The 20,532-nt window shown below is 64.6% G+C and carries 17 protein-coding genes; 11 read left to right on the plus strand and 6 right to left on the minus strand.

The features are described 5' to 3' along the window. Together glf and galE are read right to left on the minus strand one after the other, a co-directional pair. Window positions 1-1,130 (minus strand): UDP-galactopyranose mutase (gene glf, locus AO684_RS21065; RefSeq protein WP_200907825.1); only part of this gene is annotated, 1,130 nt, incomplete at its 3' end. Between the two features lie 83 nt (window positions 1,131-1,213). Next, on the minus strand, window positions 1,214-2,200 hold the full coding sequence (gene galE, locus AO684_RS21070; protein WP_054304701.1) for a UDP-glucose 4-epimerase GalE: 987 nt from the start codon (window positions 2,198-2,200) through the stop codon (window positions 1,214-1,216). Window positions 2,201-2,556: 356 nt separating this feature from the next. Between galE and AO684_RS21075 the strand changes: the two genes are divergently transcribed. From AO684_RS21075 to AO684_RS21095, 5 genes are all read left to right on the plus strand, one after another. Further along, window positions 2,557-2,799 (plus strand): hypothetical protein, encoded by a 243-nt coding sequence (locus AO684_RS21075; protein WP_152968504.1) that lies wholly within the window; start codon window positions 2,557-2,559, stop codon window positions 2,797-2,799. A gap of 77 nt (window positions 2,800-2,876) precedes the next feature. Further along, a complete protein-coding gene (locus AO684_RS21080; RefSeq protein WP_054304703.1) occupies window positions 2,877-6,392 on the plus strand; it encodes a S8 family serine peptidase in 3,516 nt (1,171 codons plus the stop codon). 288 nt (window positions 6,393-6,680) lie between these two features. Continuing rightward, window positions 6,681-9,290, plus strand: coding sequence for a polysaccharide pyruvyl transferase family protein (locus tag AO684_RS21085; RefSeq protein WP_054304704.1), 2,610 nt, complete (start codon window positions 6,681-6,683; stop codon window positions 9,288-9,290). Beyond that, window positions 9,287-11,092: a hypothetical protein gene (locus tag AO684_RS21090; protein WP_054304705.1), complete on the plus strand. Its 1,806-nt coding sequence runs from the start codon at window positions 9,287-9,289 to the stop codon at window positions 11,090-11,092. Before AO684_RS21085 ends, AO684_RS21090 begins: the two co-directional genes overlap by 4 nt. Window positions 11,093-11,220: 128 nt before the next feature. Next, window positions 11,221-12,156 (plus strand): hypothetical protein, encoded by a 936-nt coding sequence (locus tag AO684_RS21095; RefSeq protein WP_054304706.1) that lies wholly within the window; start codon window positions 11,221-11,223, stop codon window positions 12,154-12,156. 49 nt (window positions 12,157-12,205) lie between these two features. On the opposite strand, the gene AO684_RS21100 is transcribed toward AO684_RS21095, so the two are convergent. Together AO684_RS21100 and AO684_RS21105 are read right to left on the minus strand one after the other, a co-directional pair. Beyond that, window positions 12,206-12,862: an ABC transporter ATP-binding protein gene (locus tag AO684_RS21100; RefSeq protein WP_054304707.1), complete on the minus strand. Its 657-nt coding sequence runs from the start codon at window positions 12,860-12,862 to the stop codon at window positions 12,206-12,208. Between the two features lie 9 nt (window positions 12,863-12,871). Continuing rightward, window positions 12,872-14,251: a sugar transporter gene (locus AO684_RS21105; protein ID WP_235451340.1), complete on the minus strand. Its 1,380-nt coding sequence runs from the start codon at window positions 14,249-14,251 to the stop codon at window positions 12,872-12,874. Between the two features lie 195 nt (window positions 14,252-14,446). Between AO684_RS21105 and AO684_RS21110 the strand changes: the two genes are divergently transcribed. The 6 genes from AO684_RS21110 to rfbA are packed head-to-tail and all read left to right on the plus strand — an operon-like array spanning window position 14,447 to window position 19,127. Beyond that, window positions 14,447-15,259 carry an ABC transporter permease gene (locus AO684_RS21110; protein ID WP_054304708.1) on the plus strand — a complete coding sequence of 271 codons (813 nt, stop codon included), beginning with the start codon at window positions 14,447-14,449 and terminating at the stop codon, window positions 15,257-15,259. A 49-nt stretch (window positions 15,260-15,308) separates the two neighbouring features. Then, entirely contained in the window at window positions 15,309-15,869 is a 561-nt protein-coding gene (gene rfbC / locus AO684_RS21115; protein WP_054304709.1) for a dTDP-4-dehydrorhamnose 3,5-epimerase, read from the plus strand. After that, the gene (rfbB, locus tag AO684_RS21120) at window positions 15,866-16,927 is read left to right on the plus strand and encodes a dTDP-glucose 4,6-dehydratase (RefSeq protein WP_054304710.1); all 1,062 of its coding nucleotides are present in this window, start codon (window positions 15,866-15,868) and stop codon (window positions 16,925-16,927) included. The genes rfbC and rfbB overlap by 4 nt, the downstream gene beginning before the upstream one ends. Beyond that, on the plus strand, window positions 16,927-17,391 hold the full coding sequence (locus AO684_RS21125; protein ID WP_054304711.1) for a metal-dependent hydrolase: 465 nt from the start codon (window positions 16,927-16,929) through the stop codon (window positions 17,389-17,391). The genes rfbB and AO684_RS21125 overlap by 1 nt, the downstream gene beginning before the upstream one ends. Beyond that, complete coding sequence (gene rfbD / locus AO684_RS21130; protein WP_054304712.1) at window positions 17,388-18,236, plus strand: dTDP-4-dehydrorhamnose reductase; 849 nt, start codon at window positions 17,388-17,390, stop codon at window positions 18,234-18,236. Before AO684_RS21125 ends, rfbD begins: the two co-directional genes overlap by 4 nt. A 3-nt stretch (window positions 18,237-18,239) precedes the next feature. Further along, the gene (rfbA, locus tag AO684_RS21135; RefSeq protein WP_054304713.1) at window positions 18,240-19,127 is read left to right on the plus strand and encodes a glucose-1-phosphate thymidylyltransferase RfbA; all 888 of its coding nucleotides are present in this window, start codon (window positions 18,240-18,242) and stop codon (window positions 19,125-19,127) included. Here rfbA and AO684_RS21140 read toward each other — a convergent pair. After that, the gene (locus AO684_RS21140) at window positions 19,091-19,432 is read right to left on the minus strand and encodes a hypothetical protein (RefSeq protein ID WP_054304714.1); all 342 of its coding nucleotides are present in this window, start codon (window positions 19,430-19,432) and stop codon (window positions 19,091-19,093) included. The two genes, rfbA and AO684_RS21140, sit on opposite strands and share 37 nt — an antisense overlap. Before the next feature lie 9 nt (window positions 19,433-19,441). After that, window positions 19,442-20,494, minus strand: coding sequence for a pyocin knob domain-containing protein (locus tag AO684_RS21145; protein ID WP_152968505.1), 1,053 nt, complete (start codon window positions 20,492-20,494; stop codon window positions 19,442-19,444). Window positions 20,495-20,532 lie beyond the last annotated feature (38 nt).

Here is a 20,532-nt window from a genome sequence, read left to right on the forward strand (position 1 = left end):
GCGGGCATGGGGGTTCCGGTTTTCAGAGTGTCGAGGTAGCGGCGGCCGCAATCCAGTGCCTCGCGGATGGTCACATCCATGTCGAGATAGCGGTAGGTGCCCAGACGGCCGACGAAGGTGACATTGGGCTCCGCCTCGGCCTTGGCGACATATTCGGCCAGCAGGGTTTTCTCGGCCACCTGGCGGATCGGGTAATAGGGAATGTCCTCGGGCCCGCAGGCGCGCGAGAATTCCTTGTAAAGCACTGACCCCTCATGGCTTTCCCAGGGAGCGAAATGCTTGTGCTCGGTGATGCGGGTATAGGGCACACCGACATCGCCGTAATTCATCACCGCGCAGCCCTGATAATCGCCCTGATAGTCGAAGCGTTCGAAATCCAGCGTGCGATAGCCCAGCCGGCCCAGCTCGAAGCCGAACCAGCCGTCGATCGGGCCGGAATAGAACACATGGTCATACTCAGCCGCCTGATCGCGGCTGACCGGGGTGTTCAGCGTCACGGTGATATTGGCGTGATCGAGGATGCGCCCGATCATCGCGGTATAGCCGTTCTCCGGCATGCCCTGGAATTTGTGGAAGAAATAATTGTCGTCGTAGTTGAACCGCACCGGCAGCCGCTTCAGGATCGAGGCCGGCAGATCCGAGGGCGCGCAGCCCCATTGCTTGATCGTATAGCCCTTGAAGAAGGCCTCGTAGAGATCAGGCCCGACGAAGCGCAGCGCCTGTTCCTCGAAGGTCTGCGGGTCGGTGATCGAGGTATCGGCCTTGCTTTCCAGAAAGACCTTCGCCTCGTCGGGGCGGAGCGTCTGGCCGAAGAACTGGTTGATCGTGTGCAGGTTGACCGGCAGCGAATAGACCGCCCCCTGCGAGGTGGTCTTCACCCGGTTCTTGTAGGGCAGAAAAGTTTCGAACCCGTTCACATAGTCCCAGACCTCGGCATCGTCGGTGTGGAAGATATGCGGCCCGTAGACATGCACCATGACCCCGGTCCCGGCGTCGCGCTCGGTATGGCAGTTACCCCCGATATGGCCGCGCGCATCCAGCACCGTGACACGATGCCCCGCCTCGGCCAGCAGACGCCCGATCACGGCCCCCGAAAGACCCGCACCCACCATGAGACAATGTTTCGTCATGGACATATCCTTACCCTGCCCGGCCGGGCCCCGCATGACCCCGCGCCGCGCCTACCATGTCCGAACCGCAGGGAAAACCGGGGTCATTTCGAATAGCCCGGTCCCTGCGCCCAGCCCCATGCATCGCCGATCATCTGGCGCAGCGTCGAATGTTTCGGCTGCCAGCCCAGCTCCTCGATGGCGCGGGCTGAACCCGAAACCAGTGCCGTCGCATCGCCTGCCCGCCGCGCGCCCTCGACGATGGGCACCTCGCGGTTGGTGACGGCGCGGCTCGCGTCGATCACCTCGCGCACGGTGAAGCCGGTGCCGGTGCCCAGGTTGAAGACCCGGTTGCCCTTGCCTTCCAGCAGCCATTGCAGCCCCAGCACATGCGCCCCGACCAGATCCATCACATGCACATAATCACGCACACAGGTGCCGTCGCGGGTGGGATAGTCACTGCCAAAGACCGTCAGCGCCGGGCGCTTGCCCGCCACGGCATCGAGCATCAGCGGGATCAGATGGGTTTCCGGCACATGCTGCTCGCCCACCTCGCCCTCGGGGTCCGAGCCCGCAACGTTGAAATAGCGGAAGATCACATGATTGAGTCCGTGGCTTTCACCGAAATTGGCCAGCATATCCTCGATGGCGCGCTTCGAGGCGCCATAGGAATTGATCGGCTTCTGCACCGAGTTCTCATCCAGCAGCACCCCGTCCTGATCGCCATAGGTGGCGCAGGTCGAGGAGAAGACAAAGTTTTTGCAGCCCGCGGCCAGCGCACCCTCGATCAGGTTCAGTGCCCCCATCACGTTGACGCGCCAGTATTTGCCGGGGTCCTTCATGCTTTCGCCCACCAGGCTCAGCGCCGCGAAATGCAGCACGGCGACGGGCTGGTATTGCGCGAAGGCCGCATCGACGTCAGCGCGGTTCATCAGGTCGCCCTTGAAGAAGGGGCCGAATTTCACCGCCTCTTCCCAGCCGGTGTTCAGATTGTCGAAGGTCACCGGGGTGAAGCCCGCCGCCTTCAGCACCTTGCAGGCATGGGCCCCGATATAACCCGCGCCACCCGTCACCAGAACCGTTCCCGTCATGCCACCCTCTTTCGGTCATCTTCGGTCAACTGCCGCGTCTTCTATGGCGTCATGTCGCACAGAAAGGCAACCGCTCGCGGAACAGCACGCCGGGGCCAGATCCCCCGCCTCGGGGATCTGCGGCACCCGCGTCGTCACAGGTATTGCGCGCTTGCGCAGAATCGCTTGTCTGCCGTATATTTCGAAAGGTTTCTGTATCTTTTGAGTAATTTTCAGCTTTCCGAACAGTGGCGGCAGGTATGGGTATGTCGCGTGGATACTTCATTGCGCTTCTTGGCAACCCGGTATTTCTGCTGGCTTTTCTTTGCGCGGCCCCGGTCGGGTGTCAGACCCTGCACACGGATACGGAGCCTCGCATGACCGACCACCAGCCCGCAGCTGCAGACACCAGCATCACCCTGACGGGGCGTCGTGTCACCATGGGCAATGCGGTCGATTGCCCGCAGATCGAAACAGATGACGGCCGGCGGCACGGCCTGTCCCATCTCTCCCCCACCATTCCTTTGGGAGGCCGCGTCACCGTGACGGGGCGCCCCGGCATCTCGACCCGCTGTCTCGGCGAGGTGCTGATCGTGGAGGCTGAAACCGCGCTTGACTGAAACCGGCAGGGTCCCCGCCCCGCCGGCATAGACCTTTTCAAACCGCCCTCCGGGCGACACCCATTTGGAGAACCGCGATGCCCATTCCCAACGATCCGATGCTCGCCCAGCAGTGGCATATCAGCAATCCCGTGGCCGGCCTGCTGGACCTGAATGTCCTGCCGGTCTGGAACCCGCTGGAAGGCCCGGCCTATACCGGCGCCGGCGTGCGCGTCGTGGTGATCGACGACGGGTTTGATTACCTGCACAGCGATCTGGCGCCGAATTACGACACCAGCCTCGATTTCGACTTTGACGAAGTGGACCTCGATCCTTTCGGCGGCGCCAGCGATGCCCATGGCACAGCGGTCACCGGCATCATCGGCGCCGCCGCCAATGGCACGGGGGTGGTGGGGATTGCCTATAATTCCAGCATCGTCGGTTATCGCACCCATGGTTTCATCACCGATTTCTGGCTTCAGAACATCCGTGACGCCATTCACCACGCCGCGGCCTCTGCCAATGGCGATGTGGTGAACATCAGCCAGGGTATCGCCAACGATCTGAACAGCGAATTCGGTGTCGGCTACAACGCCGTCCGGTTCGACGAGATCGAGACCTCGATCGGCACTGCCGTCAATACGGGCCGCGGCGGTCTGGGCACGATCATCGTGAAATCGGCCGGCAACTCGCGCGGCGGCAGCTATGACGTCAATGCCGACGACTGGAGCAACGACACCCGGCAGGTCGTGGTGGCGGCCGTGGACCAGAACGGTTTCGTTTCCAGCTATTCGAGCTATGGCGCCGCGGTGCTGGTCTCGGGCTTCGGCACGCCGGGCCAGGTGGTCACCACCGACCGCACGGGGGCGGCGGGCTATGATCCGGGCGATTTCACCAGCAGCTTCAACGGCACTTCCTCGGCCGCGCCCATGGTCACCGGCGTGGTCGGGCTGATGCTGGAGGCCAATGGCGATCTGGGCTGGCGCGACGTGCAGTCGATCCTTGCCGCCTCGGCCCGCCATGTCGGCTCGGCCGTGGGCGGCGGCATCGCCGGATCGGAACGCCATGCCTGGGAATGGAATGCCGCGACCACCTGGAATGGCGGCGGGATGCATTTCTCGAACGACTATGGCTATGGCCTGGTCGATGCCCATGGCGCCGTGCGGCTGGCGGAAACCTGGCTGCTGACCGGGACCAGCGCAGCCACGTCTGGCAATGAATTCACCAACACCATGGATGTGCTGAACACCTCCACCGTGATCCCGGACGGCAATGCGACCGGGCTCAGCTTCACCGGCAATGCAGCTTTCGACGATATCATCGACCGCGTCACGGTGGAGATGACCTTCTCGACCACCTTCACCGGCGATCTCGAGGTTTACCTGACCTCGCCTGACGGCACCGAAAAGCTGATGATCCGGGACACCGGCGGCTCAAATGATTTCAACGGCACCTGGACCTTCGAAAGCCAGGCGTTCCGTGGCGAACGTGCCGCCGGCACCTGGACGGTGCGGGTTGTCGACGATGCCGGTGGCGATGTGCTGACGGTCACGGATATCATCATCCGGACCTGGGGCGCGGCCAGCACGAACGACCGCTATATCTACACGGACGAATATGCCGATTATGCCGGTGTCGGCGGTCATTCCACCGCCGTGACCGACAGCAATGGCGGCACGGACACCGTGAACGCCGCAGCCGTCACCACCAATTCGGTCATCCGTCTGGATGGTGTGGCGGGCAGCATCGCCGGACAGGCCGCCAGCTTCAGCGGGATCGAGAATGCGATCGGCGGCGATGGCAATGACACGATCATCGGCAACGGCTTCGGCAACATGCTGTTCGGCATGCGCGGCGCGGATTCCCTCAATGGCGGCGATGGCACCGATGCGCTTTATGGCGGGACCGGCAATGACACGCTGAGCCAGAGCTTCGGCGGCCCGAACGAAACGCTGGATGGCGGCGCGGGCAACGACACTGCCGACTGGAGCTACAACAACTTCGACAGCTGGGTGATCGACCTTGCCGACGGCACCGCCAAGATCGGCGGGACAACCTATGCGCATCTGATCTCGATCGAGAATGCGAAAGGCGGCCAGAGCTCCGACAGCATCACGGGCACCTCGGGCAACAACCGACTGGAAGGCAATAACGGCGCGGATACGCTCGATGGCGGCAGCGGCACGGACTCGCTCTACGGCGGTGCGGGCAATGACGTGCTGATCCAGAATTTCGGCGGCCCGAACGAGATCATGGATGGCGGTGACGGCAACGATACCGGCGACTGGACCTACAATACCTCCGACAACTGGGTTATCAGTCTGCTTGACGGGACAGCACGGATCGGCGGCACGGTCTATGCGCAGCTCACCTCAATCGAGAACCTGCGTGGCGGCGGCAGCCATGACTCGCTCATCGGCGACAGCGGCGACAACCGGCTGGAAGGCGGTCTGGGCAATGACACGCTGAATGGTCTGGCAGGCGGCGGCGATACGCTGGGCGGCGGCCAAGGGGATGACCTGTATCGCGTCGGCAGTTCAACGACCATAATCGAGGAGACCGGCGGTCAGGGCAGTGATACCGTCTTCTCGGCCGTCAGCTTCGCACTGGCCGCGGATGACGACATCGAGCGTCTCGGCACGATTGCTGCCGCCGACACAGCCGCCATCAACCTCACCGGCAATGCGCTGGCGCAGGTGATCACCGGCAACGCAGGCAACAACGTGCTGAGTGATGGCGGGGCGGGTGGCAATGACACGCTCTATGGCTATGGCGGCAACGATACCTATCGTGTGTTCAACGCAGGCACCCAGATCGAGGAAGCCGGCGGTCAGGGCAGCGATACAGTCTATTCCGCCGTCAGCTTCACGCTGGCCGCAGATGACAGCATTGAACGTCTCGGCACCATCTCGGCGGCGGCCAATACCGCCATCAACCTCACCGGCAATGCGCTGGCGCAGGTGATCACCGGCAACGCAGGCAACAACGTGCTGAGTGATGGCGGGGCGGGTGGCAATGACACGCTCTATGGCTATGGCGGCAACGATACCTATCGTGTGTTCAACGCAGGCACCCAGATCGAGGAAGCCGGCGGTCAGGGCAGCGATACAGTCTATTCCGCCGTCAGCTTCACGCTGGCCGCGAATGACAGCATTGAACGTCTCGGCACCATCTCGGCGGCGGCCAATACCGCCATCAACCTCACCGGCAATGCGCTGGCGCAGGTCATCACCGGCAACGCCGGTCAGAACCGGCTGAATGGCGGGGCTGGCAATGACACGATCTCCGGCTTCGGCGGCAATGATACCTTTGTCTTCAACACTGCGCTCGGGGCCGGAAACGTCGATACCGTGACCGATTTCACCGCAGGAGGTGACCGGATCGAACTGGAGAATGCGGTGTTCACCGGACTGGCGACAGGGGTTCTGGCGGCCAGCGCCTTCGTGGCCAATCTCACCGGGATCGCGACAACGGCCGCACAGCGGATCATCTACGAGACCGATACCGGCGATCTGTTCTTCGACGCCGACGGCTCCGGGGCGGGCGCCCGCGTGCGCTTTGCAACGCTCGATGCGGGGCTGGGGCTGGCCAATACCGACTTCCTCGTCGTCTGATCCCGTCTACTCCCTGCTTTCGGCAGGCGCTGCCCGCAGCGCCTGCCGTCTTGCATCCCGGTGGCCCCCGCACATTGACCTTTCATCCCTTTCTGCATAGAGAAAACCTGCATCTCGAACCCGGAGCGACCATGCAGACGACAGGCCCAGTTTCCGCACCGTCCCTTGCCGGTCTTGCTGCAGGGGCCGTCTGATCCAACATGATTCCGGGCCTCCCTTCTCCTTATCTCACCCGACCGGGCAGCACCCACGCCGGTCGCAACGGCCATGTATGCAAGGAAGCCGACGATGAACGACCCGGAACAGACATATGACGTTGGAATACTGGGTTGGTGGTACGGCAAGAATTATGGGTCGATCCTGACCTATTACGGGCTGAACCGCGCCATCGAGGAACTGGGCTTCCGCACGCTCATGGTACATGAGCCTCTGGGCTACAACGGCTACCGCGTGCTCTGGCCCGATGACATCCTGTCGGTGGAATTCGCCCGCCGGGTCGGCTATCACTACACCACGCAGATGCATTTCTCGGAACTGCCCGCGCTGAACGCCCGGGCAGGCACGTTCATTGTCGGCTCTGACCAGCTGTGGAATCCGCTGATCGGCCGGGTGAACGACGATCTCTTCCTGGATTTCGTCAGCCCCGAAAACCGCCGCCTCGCCTATGCCACCTCCTTCGGCAACCGCGGCACCACAAAGTTCAAGCCCGATTTCATTCAGAAGCACAGCGCCAACCTGCAGAAGTTCAACGCCATCTCTGTGCGTGAGGGCTATGCGGTCGATACGGCCCGCGAGGTTTTCGGCGTCGAGGCGACCCAGGTGGTGGACCCGGTCTTCCTCTTGCCCGCCAGCGCCTATGACACGCTGGCCGACAAGGCCGGCGTTGACATGTCCGGCGATTACCTGGCCGTCTTCTATCTTGACCCGACACCCGAGAAACGCGCGGTCGCGCTTGCCCTTGCCGACCGGCTCGGGCTGCAGCGGATCGTGGTCATTCCCAACCCCGATGGCGGGCGGCCGCTGTCGGAAGAGCTGTTCGCCGATCCGCGCTTCGAAATCCTCGCCGAGGATGCGCCCGAGAATTTCCTGCACGCCTATCGCAAGTCCAGCTATGTGGTCACCGACAGTTTCCACGGCACCGCCTTTGCCACGATCTTCGGCAAACCCTTCTCGTCGATCTACAACACCCATCGCGGGATCGACCGGTTCAAGAACCTGCTGGACTGGCTGGGCTTCGGCGAAACCCGCCGCCTGACGGAAAACGATACGGCCGAGACCCTGGCCAACAATCCGAATATCGCCCTGACGCTGGATTATACCGGCGCCATGGCCCGGATTGCCGAGGGACGCGCACGTTCGCGCGCCTGGCTTCAGGCCGCCCTGACCAGCGAGGCGGGCACCACCGCCGCCATCGCCCCGCCGCCGCAGGCCGCAGGCGCGCAGCGCCCGGGCCGGTTCACGGCCAGCAATGCCGCCTGGGAAATCACGCCCGGGGCTGAGGGCGAGGATCTGACCGTCGCACCGGGCGGCGCGGTGCGCGGCAACCAGGTCTGGTGCGATCTGCCCGCACGCCCTGCCCCCGGCAGCGCCTGCCGGCTGGTACTGGACTGGAAACTGCGCACCACGGCCCCGGCCCTGAACCTGCATCTGCGCAATCCCGCCACCGGCGATTTCCAGGTGATCGGTAAGGTGGCCGTGGAGGGGCGCGTCGACCAGGCCCGCCGGGACACCGTCGATTTCATCATGCCATCGGGCGAGTTCAGCCAGCTCATGCTGGGGGCCGTGCATTTCACCGGCCCGCGCGGCGGTGCCCTCGTCACCGGCCTGGCGCTGGAAGAGATCGCCCGCTCCGAAATGCGCAAGGCACCGGCGAAGCCCAAGCCCGCCACCCATGCCGAAATCGCGCTCAAGCTGGCGCTTGATGACAACGACCGCTTCGTCAAGGCCCATGCCCAGTCCGGCCGTGCAATCACCAGCGCCCGGGCGCGGCTCATGTTCCATGCCCATGCCATCGAGAAGGGCCTGAGCCGGCTGGATTTCCGGGGCGGCTTCGGCAAGATCTCGGTTCCGGCCCTGGCACGGGAGATGAACAACTGGCTCGACGCCGGGCGCGACCGGCAGGATGCCTTCCTGCGGACCGCCGCCTCGGTCATGCAGGCCTATTTCGACCGGCACCGCCGGATTGATGTCGATGTCTCGGCCTTTCATGCCCTGTTCGGGGCACCGGCGCTGGAGCTGATCGCGCAGGCCGGACCCGCAGAGGGCGGCGTGCTGACCGCCGCCGCTTACCGCGAGCCGGTGCCGGATGTGAATCCCGACAACCGCTTCCTCGACGTGGTCTATGGCCGCCGCAGCATCCGCGATTTCACCGCCGCTCCGGTGGCGGATGCCGATCTGGCGCGCGCGGTGCAACTGGCCATGCAGGCGCCTTCGGTCTGCAACCGCCAGGCCGGACGGGTGCATGTCTTCTCGGACCCGTTCCGCATCCAGGCGGCCATTGACATCCAGGGGGGCTTTGGCGGCTACAACACGCCGCCGCGGCTTCTGCTGGTCACCGCCGACCTGAACGCCTTCCTCTTCGCCTCGGAACGCAACCAGGCCTTCGTCGATGGCGGTCTGTTCATGATGGGCCTTCTGCTGGGCCTGCAACATGTGGGTCTGGGCGGCTGTCCGCTCAATACCGCGATGAATACCGAGCGCGAGAATGCCCTGCGCAAGCTGCTGGATATTCCCGAGAGCGAGGTCTTCATCTCTTTCGTCGCGGCGGGTCACTATGATCCGGCGATCCTGACGCCGCGGTCGCGCCGTCTGGATGTGGAAGAGGTGATGCGCCGCCACGACCGGCCTGCCCCGACCGGGGAAGCGGCTGCGCCGTCGCAGACCGAGGCGGTGAAGTGATACAAGGCCCCGCTTCCCGGACGACGTTCCACGTCCTGCAGCCCGCGATCTGGCCCGAGGCCGGTATCTCGACCGAGATCATGCCCTATATGACCCCGCGCGGCCCCTGTGTGTCCTCGCTGGGCCGGGGGGGCGTGACCTTCGCGCCGGGCGGTACGCTTTCCGTCGACGGGTATTTCAACCTGTTCAACCTCGGCAAATGGCGCGACTGCTGCGGCGACATTCCGCTGTCGCTGCGCCTGCGCGGCGAGGGCAGGCTGCATGTGACGGTCTGGCTGGCCCGCCATGACAAGTCGTGGGACCGGATCCTCAGCGAGCCGGTTACCCTTCTGGGAGAGATGACCCTGCCGCTGGACCTGTCGGAGGCGCAGGCGCCGCAGATGGTCCTGTTCTTCGAGATCACCGCGCTGAGCGACGGAAAGCTGGAAGATTTCGCCTGGGGAACCCCGCTTCCGCCGCGCCAGTTGCCCGAACTCATGCTCTCGGTCACCACCTTCCGGCGCGAGGCCGAGGTGGCCGATACCGTGGCCCGCTTCCGCCGCTTCCGCGCCGCCTCGCCGCTGCGCGATCATCTGCGGATGCTGGTGGTGGACAATGGCCAGTCGCTTGCGCTGGAACCGGGGGACGGCGTCAGCTTTCTGCCCAATGCCAATCTGGGTGGGGCGGGCGGCTTCTCGCGCGGGCTGCTGGAGGCCAGGGCCAGCGGTGCCACCCATTGCCTGTTCATGGATGACGACGCCTCGGTGCATATGGAGGCGATCACCCGCACCTGGACGCTGCTGGCCTATGCCACGGACCCCCGCACCGCGGTGGCCGGGGCCATGATCAATGCCGATCACCGCTGGCAGATCTGGGAAAACGGCGCCGTCTTCAACGGCGGCTGCCGGCCGCTGTTCCATGGCACCGACCTGCGCGACCGCGAGAAGGTCTTCAGGATGGAATTCGACACCACCGGCCCGATGCCCGAAGGGCATTATGCCGGCTGGTGGTATTTCGCCTTCCCGGTCGACCAGGCCCGGCATATGCCCTTCCCCTTCTTCGTGCGCGGCGATGATGTCAGCTTCTCGCTGGCCAATGACTTCCGCTGCGTCTCGCTGCCGGGCGTCGCCTCGTTCCAGGAAAGCTTTACCGACAAGGCTGCGCCGCTGACCTGGTATCTCGATCTGCGCAGCCATCTGGCCCATCACCTGAGCCTGCCCCAGAAACAGGCCAGCTGGGGGCGGATGATGCGCATGGTGGTGAACTTCTATCTGCGCACCGTCCTGCGGTTCCATTACGACAGCCTCTCGGCGGTGAACCTGGCGATCGAGGATGTGCTGCGCGGTCCGCAGTTCTTCGACGCCCATGCCGATATGGCCACCCGGCGGCAGGATCTGAAGGCGATGACGGTGACAGAGGCCTGGCAGAAGCTGGACCCGCAGAAGCCTGTCCCCACGATCCGCCATGGCAAGCTGTCGCGCTGGCAGCGGGCGCTGCTGCTGCTGACACTGAACGGCCATCTTCTGCCCCTCGCCAACCGCTTCGGCAGCGATCTGGTGATCGAGGCCGCGCACCGCGAGAACCACCGCGAGATCTACGGTGCCCGGCAGATCACCTATCTCAACGCCGCCCGCACCTCCGGGTACACGGTGACCCGCGACCGCCGCCGTTTCTGGCGCGAAAGCCTGCGTCTGGCCCGGAACTGCCTGGCCCTGCGCCGCCAGCTGCCGCAGCTGCGGGCAGAATGGCAGGGCACCTATGCCGGGCTGACCTCGGAAGAATTCTGGAAAGCGAAACTTGCGGTCGCAACGGGTGGCACCTAGCCGTTCCGGCCTTGGTGCTCCGGCGGACAGCCTGCGCTGGCCATGATGAATCACATCAGCAAGATCGTCGCACAGCGTGATGTCCTGTGCGATCCGGATCGAGCTGGGATATGACAAAGGACGAAAAGATGCGGACGATCTGGATTCACATCGGCTCACACAAGACCGGGACAACCACCCTGCAAAGCGCCCTGAAGGCTGCGGGGCGCAAAGATGCCCTGCAGGGGATGTCCTACTGCCACCCGGTCGGCAAGATCAATTCCAACGCGCTGATCGATGTCACCGGCAAGGGCGAAGACATGCGCTGGACCCTGAATCCGCTCATCCTGAAGCGGCGGATTCCGGAGGAAGGGGATTGCATCATTTCAGCCGAACGCCTGTTCTGGCTGGATGATCAGGCGGAAATCGCCAGGATTGCGAAGATCCTCCGCCGCCGCTTTGATCGCATCATGGTCGTGGCCTATCTCAGGCGTCAGGATCTTCTGGCCGTTTCGTTCCGGAAAACCACCGTCGCGACCCAGGTCGGGCGGCGTTTCTTCGGGGACAGAATTGGCGCCTTCCCCGAATACCAGCCCCATATGGACAGGTATTTCTGCTACGCTGAAAAGCTTCAGCTCTGGGAAAACGTCTTTGGCGCCGAGAACGTCATCGTCCGCAAATACGACAAGAAACATCTCGTCGGCGGAGATACGGTCACCGATTTCTGCAGCCTCCTCGGGATCGACAGCAAGATCGCCGTCAAGGAACAGAACACCAAATGGAACCGGAGCCAGCTGCTGGTCGGGATGTGGCTTCAGGCCAGAAATCACGATTGCAAGGATGTGCCGCGGATCATCGCGGATATCGAGGATGACCAGCAGCTCATGCCGGCGCGGTCAGAGGCTATCGCCTTCATGCAGCGCTTCGCCGCGTCAAACGCCTTGCTGGCCCGGAAATATGATCCGGAAGGATTGCCCGGATATTTCGATGACGATTTTTCGCGTTTCCCGGAACAGGGCAATGACGATCTCTCGACTCTCACGATCAGTCTGGATGACATCGAAAAACGCCTGATCCAGGCATGATCCGAAAGGAAGCAGGGCTGTGCGCAGCCCTGCTTTCGCCCGCGCGGGCTCAGACTTCCATCAGGCGCTTGTGGACGGTGATGGCCTCGTCCAGATCGTCAAAGACATACAGCCGGCCATTTTCCAGGATCAGACCGGCATCGCAATAATCGCGCAGGGCATTCAGGTCATGCGCCACCAGAATGGCCCCCGATTGCGCCATGCGGTCCCGGAACACTGTCCGGCTTTTCTTGCGGAACCGGGCATCGCCCACAGCCGTCACCTCGTCCACCAGATAGGTGTCGAACCGGATCCCCATCGAGGCGCCGAACGCCAGACGCGACCGCATCCCCGAGGAGTAGCTGCGCACCGGCATGTGGAAATGGCTGCCCAGCTCGGCGAAATCCGCGACGAAATCCTCCAGCTCCTCGGTATCCACACCATAGACCCGCGCCAGAAAGCGCACATTCTGCGCGCCCGTCATTTCCTTGTGCAAAGATCCGCCCAGACCCACCGGCCAGCTGATCGTGCCATCTGACAGAATGCGTCCGCTGTCCGGCTGGATCGAGCCTGCGACCATTCTCAAGAGCGTCGACTTCCCTGCCCCGTTGCGCCCGAGCAGCGCCAGGGATTTTCCCGGCGGCAGGGTGAGCGTGAGATTGTCCACGATCACCTTGCGGCTATGGCCAAGGCTATAGCTCTTGCAGAGGTTGACGAAGCGGATCATTGGCCCGTCTCAGTTCCGGTCGCGGATACTGTAATAGATCAGAACCCCGATCGACCATGCCAGAAGCAGGAACAGCGCGGTCAGCGCCGACAGCACGAAGCGCTGCGGGAATTCGGCGGTCTGCGGCAGGGTCGGCATGATATAGGGCGCCAGATAGAGGTTCTGCCGCGAGGCATTGGCGCGTGCCACATCCACCGCCGCCAGAGCGGCACGATAGGTTTCTTCGGCAAATTGCAGATCGACCGTCAGGCTTTCGAATTCGGCGATCAGCGCAGGATAATTCTCACCGGCGATATGGGTCTCGCTGTCCGAGGAGAAGGTCTTGCGCTCGTCGGCGATGCGGTCGCGGATCACCTGGATGCGGCGGGCGGCCTGCTGGCGGCGCGGGTCGCCTTCCTGGGTGGTGCCCAGCACGATGTCATTCTCGATCAGGGCCTGGGCCAGCTGCTGCTGCAGGTTGTTCAGCACCCCCATCCGCCCCTGAATATCTGCGGAGGGGTCCACGATCTGGGTGCGGGTGCGGAAGCGGCTCAGCGCTTCGCGGGCGGCTTTCAGCCGGTTCAGCGCGGTTTCCAGATCCTCGTTGGCATAGCGCATCACATCGGACCGCGCCTGCGTGTTCAGGTCGTTGATGCGGTTCTGGCTGGCTTTCACGATCTCGGTGGCGATGCGCTGCGCATCCTCGGCCGAATAGGCCAGAACGCGCAGCTCGATCAGCCGGGTCGACTGGTCATAGGAAATCCGCACCATGCGGCCCCAGAACCAGTGGAGCTGTTCGATCGTGGCATCGGGCCAGAGCGACATCAGCGGATCGGAGGGCCAGTGCACCGCATAGAGATCGCCGAGCCCCAGCCTTTCGTCGATCACCGCGACGACTTCCTGGCTCTGGATATATTCGTAAAGGATATCGGTTTCCGAGGAGCTGCCGCCGCCCGCAAACTGGGCCAGCCCGCCCAGAAGCTCGGTCGACGAGGTCGCCCCTTCCTCGCGGCGCACGGTAAAGCCCACGGTCGAGGCGTATTGATCCTGCGCCACGAAGAACAGATAGGCCATGGTGACCAGCAAGGGCAGCATCACCAGAATGATAAAGCTGACGAGGATGCCGCGATGGCGCCGGTGCACCCGTGCAGGCCCCGCCGGTGCGCGGATTCCGGCCGGTTGCGGAGCCGGGGCGGCCTCGACAGGCGCCGGAGATGGCTCTCCGGACGGGTCTTGCCCGGCAGGCATCGGGGTTCCGTCGCGCAGATGGGCCGTGATGGCCTCCAGACGGGCTTCCCGTGCAGGATCATCCCCGGTCGCGGCCTGAGCGCCGGCCGCCTTGCGACGGCGCGGAGCGGCGGCAGTGGCGGCCTTGCTGCGGACCCGTTTTCCGGCGGCACTGCGGCTCACACCAGCAGCCTTGCGACGGGGACTGCCCGCAGCGGATGATGGGGTTTCGTTGTCCTGCAATGCCTTGCCTCGAGGTAAACGGTTTGATTTCCGCCCGATCCTTCTACATAATGGCACGGTAGAATACCAGCACGTCATAGACAGGCCCAGATGGTCCCCGCCTCCCAGATCGTCCCGTCTTCAGGCCCGTCTTCCATGCTTGACGCAGATCCGCCTTCCGACTGGAAAAAACGCACCCGCCGTGACCTGCGCGCGACTGTGCGTACCATTGTCGCGCTGATGCTGCGCGAGATGAGCACGCGCTACGGCCGCTCTCCGGGCGGGTATCTCTGGGCCGTGATGGAGCCGGTGGGCGCCACCATGATCATGGCGATCGGCTTTTCGCTGCTGATGCGTCACCCCGCGCTTGGCACCTCCTTCATGCTGTTCTTCGCAACGGGGATGATGCCCTTTACGCTTTACAACGCGGTGGATGGCGCGGTGATGCGCTCGCTGTCCTATTCACGCGCCTTGCTGATGTATCCCTCCGTTCGCTGGATTGATGCCGTTCTGGCGCGTTTCCTGCTGAATCTGCTGACCAAGCTTCTGATCATGGTGCTGGTACTGGCGGGCATCCTGATCGTGACGGAAACCCGCAGCGTGCTGAATTTCGGGCCGATCCTGGCCGGCATTCTGATGACGGCGCTGCTCGGCCTCGGGACCGGGCTGATGAACTGCGTGCTGGAAGGGCTGTTCCCCGCCTGGGGCATGATCTGGAACATTGCGACCCGGCCGCTCTACCTGGCCTCCGGAGTCATCCTGCTTTACGAGGATCTGCCGCATTTTGCGCAGGATATCCTGTGGTGGAACCCGCTGCTGCATATCATCGGAGAAGTCCGCACCGGGTTCTACCCGATGTATTCCGCCTCCTACGTCAGCATCCCCTATGTAACAGGGGTCGGGCTGGTCCTTGTGGCGCTGGGGTTCCTGCTGGTGCGCCGGCATAATGTCACTATCCTGAACGACTAGGGTGGCCCCCGCCCCCCTTCGCTCCGCTCAGGCCGCAGAAAGGCCCTTCATGCAGATCGAACCGACCTCCCTGCCAGGTGTCGTGATCCTGACGCCCGCGCGTCATGGCGATGCCCGCGGGTTCTTTTCCGAAAGCTGGAACCGGCAGCGCATGGCGGCAGCCGGGTTCGACATCGACTTTGTGCAGGACAACCATTCGGTTTCGGCCAGGGCCGGTACGCTGCGCGGCCTGCACTACCAGAGCCCGCCCCATGCCCAGGCCAAGCTGGTGCGCTGCGGGCGCGGCTGCCTGTGGGATGTGGCGGTGGATGTGCGGGTGGGTTCGCCCGGCTACGGGCAATGGGTGGGGGTGGAGCTTTCCGCCGCCAATGGCCGGCAATTGCTGATCCCCGCGGGTTTTCTGCACGGGTTCGTCACGCGGGAGGACGATACCGAGATCGTCTATAAATGCTCCGATTACTATGCGCCGGATTGCGATGGCGCGGTGGCCTGGGATTCCGTCGGCATCGACTGGGGGCTGACCTCCGCGCCGGTGCTGTCTGCAAAGGATGTGGCGGCAGTGCCGCTGGCAGAGTTCCGCAGCCCCTTCGCATACGAGGCCAGGGCATGAAGATCCTCGTCACCGGCGGCGCCGGCTTCATCGGTTCCGCCGTGGTGCGGCTGGCCATCGCGCGCGGTCACGCGGTGGTGAACCTTGACGCGCTGACCTATGCCGCCTGTCTGGAGAATGTGGCCGGCGTGGCGGCGAACCCGCTTTACGCCTTCGAACGGGCCGATATCCGTGACCGCGCCGCGCTGGACCGGATCTTCGCCGCCCATCGCCCCGATGCGGTGATGCATCTGGCGGCCGAAAGCCATGTCGACCGTTCGATCGACGGGCCGGGCGATTTCGTTGAAACCAATATCACCGGCACCTACAACATGCTGGAGGCGGCCCGCGCCTTCTGGACGCGCGCGGGCCGTCCGGCGGGCTTCCGCTTCCATCACATCAGCACCGATGAGGTCTTCGGCTCGCTGCCCGCCGATCCCGCGGTGAAATTCACCGAAACCACGCCCTATGACCCGCGCAGTCCCTATTCGGCCTCCAAGGCTGCCTCGGACCATCTGGTCCGTGCCTGGGCCGAGACCTATGGTCTGCCCGTCGTGCTGACCAATTGCTCCAACAATTACGGGCCCTACCATTTCCCCGAAAAGCTGATCCCGGTGGTCATTCTGAACGCCCTCGCCGGCAAGCCGCTGCCGGTCTATGGCGATGGCTCGAACATCCGTGACTGGCTTTATGTGGAGGATCACGCCGAGGCGCTGCTACTGGTGCTGGAAAAGGGCGCCCTGGGCCGCAGTTACAATATCGGCGGCGAGAACGAGCGCACGAACCTCGACCTGGTGAAGACGCTCTGCGCCCTTCTGGATGCAAAACGCCCGAAGGCGGAAGGCAGCTATGCCGACCAGATCACCTTCGTCACCGACCGCCCCGGCCATGACGCGCGCTATGCGATCGACCCGACCCGCATCCGCACCGAACTGGGCTGGTGCCCCTCGGTCACGGTCGAGGAAGGGCTCGCCCGTACCGTCGACTGGTATCTGGCGAACGAAGCCTGGTGGCGCCCCTTGCAAGCCCGGCAGGGCGTGGGCGAGAGGCTGGGAACCGGCGAAAAGCAGGGGGCCTGATGCTGACCGCGCATCTGCCCTCGGGGTTCATCGCCGGGCGGCAGGCACAGCGGCACCGGACAATTCCCGCCGCGATGCCGGTGGCGCTGGTGGCTTCGACTCTGCCCGATGCCGATATGATCTGGTTCCATCTGGTCGATCACGGCAGTCTCCACCATCACCGCTACTGGGTGCATATCCCGGCTTTCTGGGCGGTTATCGCCGCGATCACTCTCCCCTTGCTGTGGCGCAGCCGCTGGCGGATGACGGCGATCCTGTTCTTCGCGGTGATCTTTCTGCATTTGATACTGGATACGGTCGGCGGGGGCATTCTCTGGGGCGTGCCCTTCAGCGACCGGCTGTTCAGCCTGATCACCGTGCCGCCCGATCATGGTCATTGGGTTGCCTCTTTCCTGCTGCACTGGAGCTTCGGGCTGGAACTGGCAATCTGGGTCTGGGCGATCTGGCTGTGGAGGCGCGGATGAAACTGCTGGTCTTCGGACACACCGGACAGGTGGCGCAAGAACTGGCGCGGCTGGCGCCGGAGGCGCTCTGTCTGGGTCGCGACGCGGCCGATCTGGCCGATCCCGCCGCCTGCGCCGCCGCGATCCGCGCGCACCGGCCCGAGGCGGTGATCAATGCCGCCGCCTGGACGGCGGTAGACCGGGCCGAGACCGAGGAAGCCGCCGCGCGGGTGGTGAATGCCGATGCCCCCGGCGCCATGGCGCTGGCCTGCGCGGATCTGGATATCCCCTTCGTGCAGATCTCCACCGATTACGTCTTTGATGGGTCGGGCAGCGCGCCCTGGCAGCCCGGCGACACCCCAGCCCCGCTCAATGCCTATGGCCGCACGAAGCTTGCAGGCGAACAGGCGGTGCGGGCGGCAGGCGGGCGGCAGGTGATCCTGCGCACCTCCTGGGTGTTTTCGGCCCATGGCGCGAATTTCGTGAAGACCATGCTGAGGCTCGGCGCCAGCCACGACCATCTGCGCATCGTCGCTGACCAGATCGGCGGCCCGACGCCCGCCGATGCCATCGCGGCCACCTGCCTGCATCTGGCCCGCGCGCTGCGCGACGGTGCGCCGGGCGGCACGCATCATTTCGCGGGCACGCCCATCACCAGCTGGGCCGGTTTCGCACGCGAAACATTCGCCCTTGCCGGGAGGGCGGTCACGGTCGGGGATATCCCGACCACCGAGTATCCGACCCCGGCGCGGCGACCGCTGAACTCCCGGCTCGATTGCGCCGCATTGACGGCGGATTTCGGGATTACACCGCCGGACTGGCGGGCCGCTCTGGCCCGCGTGGTTGCCGAAGTGACAAGGGGGTAGGCGATGCAGCGCAAGGGGATCATTCTGGCCGGCGGTTCGGGCACGCGGCTTTACCCCATTACCATCGGCGTCTCGAAGCAGCTTCTGCCAGTCTATGACAAGCCGATGATCTATTATCCGCTGTCGGTCCTGATGCTCGCGGGCATCCGCGAGATCGCGGTCATCACCACCCCACAGGATCAGGAACAGTTCCGCCGCACGCTGGGCGATGGCAGCCAGTGGGGGCTGAGCCTGAACTATATCGTGCAGCCCTCGCCCGACGGGCTGGCTCAGGCCTATCTGCTGGCCGAGGATTTTCTGGCCGGCGCCCCCTCGGCCATGGTGCTCGGCGACAATATCTTCTTCGGCCATGGCCTGCCCGAGATGCTGACCCGTGCCGATGGTCGCGACAGCGGCGGCACGGTCTTCGGCTACCGTGTGGCTGACCCCGAACGCTATGGCGTGGTGGGCTTCGACGCGGAGGGCCGGGTCAGCCGCATCGTCGAGAAACCCTCCAGACCGCCCTCGCCCTTCGCGGTGACCGGGCTTTACTTCCTTGACGGCTCCGCCCCCGACCGCGCCCGCGCCGTCACCCCCTCGCCCCGGGGCGAACTGGAAATCGTCAGCCTGCTGGAGATGTATCTGGCCGAGGGCGCGCTGTCGGTCGAACAGATGGGCCGGGGCTTTGCCTGGCTCGATACCGGCACCCATGCCAGCCTGCTGGATGCCGGGAATTTCGTGCGCACCCTGACCGAACGTCAGGGCCAGCAGGTCGGCTGCCCCGAGGAAATCGCCTTCGCCCGGGGCTGGATCAGCCGCGAGCAACTGGCCGAACGGGCGGCCCTGTTCGGCAAGACCGGCTATGGCGCCTATCTTCAGGCGCTGGCCGACCCCGGCGCGTCCCCGGCATAGGCGGGCAGCGCAACCGGGCCATCGCCGAGGATCTCCAGCGGGGCCGGATGGGTGACGGCCCGGGCCGCCTCAGACGGGGGAAAGGGCAGCGGCCCGTGCGGCAGCAGCAGGCCCAGATGCAGCCGCCCGTCCCGGCGCGTGACCCCGGTGACGATCCAGTCGCAGCCGATCACCTCGCAGGGACGGCTTTCGCCTTCGGCCAGATCCGAGAAATCCGCCGCCTGCCCGTTGAGGATCAGCCGGTCCCCCTGGCGGATCAGCGTCAGGGCAGCGTCAGAGCGGATGGGGTAAAGCTGGATGATCATGGCGTCTCCTCAGAACCAGCGGCCGATGGCGGTCAGGCCGGGCGCCGACAGGGTGCCCGACGCGGCATAGGAATAGACACGGTACTGCACATTGCCGACCGAGGGCGCGTTGATCCCGAGCCAGCGCGCCGCATTGCCGCCGCCCCCCGATACGCTGGGGGCAGACAGGAAGGAGGCCGGGAAGACCCATGTCAGCAGGTTGCTGTGCATGTAGATCGGCCCCGCCGCGGTGGAGGTCTCGACCGCCGCGGCCACCGCCGTGCAGATCTGGGTGCCATCGGCGAAGCGGACATATTCGCCATTGGCATTGCTGCCCCGCTCGATGACCCTGCCGGTCGGCACGCCGCCCGACTGGGACACAGCCCCGAGCAGCGTGCCCTGATGGAACAGCTCCACCCAGGCTCCCCAGCCCGCCGTACCATAGCTGCGCGAGAATTCGCGCAGCCCTGCCGCCGTGGAGGTGCCGCCATAGCTGATGAATTTCTGGATCACATTGGTGGAAGAGCGCGCCACCACGATCAGCGCCCCGGCGCTGGACAGCGGGTAATTGTTGCCCGTCGTATTGCCTGCGGACGGGTTGTAGTAGCTGCCGCCCGTCCGCAGCGTATCCAGATGGTCGGCCGCCGTCAGGGTGATCGCGGTGCCCAGACCATAATCCCCGGTCTTCAGCAGCCGCCCCGCCGTGGTATCCGTGGCACTCTGGGTCACCGCGCCGGTGGGCATCTGGCCCAGCCACAGCCCGGCGGGCAGCCGCACCGTGCCACTGGTGCGCTCGATGCGCAGCGCCTCGGTCCAGGCCGTGCCATCGGCACTGACCTTCACGCTGAAATCATCATTGCCCGCCAGACCCATCTCGGCCCGGCCCGACCAGTTGTCCTGAAACAGCAGCGATGCGGTATTCCCCGCCGCCGCCTTGTTCACCTTCACCTGATGCCCGGCCCCGGCATGGCTGAACAGCGTGGCGGGCGCGGCCACGGCCAGCCGGTTGGTCCCGTCATGCACGGTGCCGATGCCCAGCCCCGGCAGATCGTCCAGCGGCGGCTGGTTCTGAGGAGACGCCATGATCATCCAGCTTTACCCCATCCGCTCTGACGCTGCCC

Origin of the sequence: Gemmobacter sp. LW-1 (assembly GCF_001303875.1) — a bacterium.
In the GTDB taxonomy this organism is placed as follows: Bacteria; Pseudomonadota; Alphaproteobacteria; order Rhodobacterales; family Rhodobacteraceae; genus Gemmobacter; species Gemmobacter caeni.